Annotated in this window: 2 protein-coding genes; both read left to right on the forward strand. The window is 66.5% G+C overall.

All coding sequences use genetic code 11. The features are described 5' to 3' along the window. Positions 1 to 472: hypothetical protein (locus IG98_RS52245; RefSeq protein WP_030926411.1), on the forward strand; the 472-nt coding region annotated here is incomplete at its 5' end. Between the two features lie 227 nt (positions 473 to 699). Continuing rightward, on the forward strand, positions 700 to 2,013 hold a 1,314-nt coding region (locus IG98_RS51750; RefSeq protein WP_030926413.1), incomplete at its 3' end, for a DUF4082 domain-containing protein.

Here is a 2,013-nt window from a genome sequence, read left to right on the forward strand (position 1 = left end):
GGACAAATACACCGCGACCCGCGTACACGTCCGCGGCCACAGCGACGGCTTCCGAGCCTCCGGCGACGACATCGTCATCACCGACTCCTACGTCCACCTGTGCTCCAACCCCGGAGATCACTCCGACGGCATCCAGACCTACCACACCGGAAAAGGCCTGATCTTCGACCACAACACCGTCGACCAACGCGATGCCAAGGACGTCACCGCCCCCATCTTCCTCGTCGACGAACAGATCGTGGACGCCTCCGTCACCGACAACCTCGTGATGGGCGGCACCTACAGCATCCAGCTCAGGAACGGGCGTGGAAGACTGATCATGCGCGACAACAAACTGGTCGACAAATCCTGGGTTTACGGACCGGTCGATTCTGAGTGCGCAGCCATTGACTGGGCCGGAAACTCCCTGGTGACGATCGACCGGAACTATCGGATCACCGCCACCGTCGGCCCGCTGGCCTGCGCAGGCTGATTCATATACCGATATTTCCAACTTGCTGCGCACAACTATGAATGATCATTCATATTGGTGTCGTTCCATAATGACCTTCCCGGAAGGTCGATATTTGATGACATTTAACCGCTGATACCGCAAACCCGGCACGTATCTATGACCTCAGTCGCAACAATGGCCTCTGTACGGGGACCAGAACGGACACATTGTCGAGCCGATCCCGCATCGGCACGGAGGTCAGAGAAATGGCCAGTACAAACCCCCCAGGCCACGGCGGCGGCGGCGCCGAGGGCAGGTCACCCCGGCGCCGGCGATCACAGCGGGGCCTCTTCATACCGGCCCTGATCGTGGCCCTGCTGGCGGTCTCCATCCCCGCCGCCTGGATCGTCACGCGCGACTCCGTCACCGTGGAACAGGCGGCAGCCGAGTCGGCACCCACCGCGCAGACCCCGGAATCCCCCAGCCCCAGGGAGACGAGTTTCTGGTCCGCGGCGAGCGAGGTGCGGGTCCCGAAGCACACCGGTCGCGCGCCCGTCGAACTGGGCATGCGGTTCACCCCCGCCCGGAACGGCTGGGTGACCGGGGTGCGGTTCTACAAGGCCGAGGGTGAGAGGGGCAGGCACACCGGAAGCCTCTGGAACGCGGCCGGGCAGCGACTGGCGCGCGTCGTGTTCGCCGAGGAGAGCGAGTCCGGCTGGCAGCAGGCCCGATTCGCCACGCCCGTCCGCCTGGAGGCCAAGCGGCTTTACACGGTCTCCTACCACAGCCAGGGCACCTTCGTGGGCAGCACGGGCTTCACATCCGCCCGCTCGGGTCCGCTGTCCACGATGCCCCGCGACGCGGGGGTGTTCGGGTACGGCGACAGCGCGTTCCCGCACAGGTCGAACCCCAAGGGCTACAACTACTGGGTGGACGTCGTCTTCCGCTGGCACGATCGTGATCCCAGGCCGCGCGTCACGAGGTCTCCCGGCTCCCGGCCGTCAGTGAGTCCGAGCCCTACTCCGGAACAGACCACGACGGTGTCCCCGACCGGCCCGACGCCCTCGGCCTCCGTCTCAAGCCCCACTCCGAACCCCACCCTGAACCCCACCCCGGGCCCGACCGTCACCGCGACGCCGACCGTCACCGCGACGCCGACCATCCCCAGGCCGACCGTCACGACGACGCCCAGCAGAACACCCGACCGGAGTCTCACACCGAGCCCGAGCAGGACGCCCACCCAGAGCATCACCTCGACGCCGAGGCCGACACCAACGCCGACGGTGACGGTGACGGTGACGCCGAGCGGCACCAGGACGAGCGGGCCGACTCCCACCCCCGCCCCGAGCGCGACCTTCTCCCCCGTGCCAGGCGGCGGTTGCCCGAGTCATCCGACTCCGGCGTGTACCGGTGTACCGAAGGACACCAAACTGGCTCAGAGAACCCTGAACGAGGACGGCGCGGCCTACCGCGTCCGGACTCCGGGCACCGTGCTCGACGGCGTGCACATCACCGGTGACCTGCTCGTCCACGCCGACAACGTGGTCATCAGAAACAGCCGGATCGACGGCGGAGTGATC

Origin of the sequence: Streptosporangium amethystogenes (assembly GCF_000721075.1) — a bacterium.
In the GTDB taxonomy this organism is placed as follows: domain Bacteria; phylum Actinomycetota; class Actinomycetes; order Streptosporangiales; family Streptosporangiaceae; genus Streptosporangium; species Streptosporangium amethystogenes.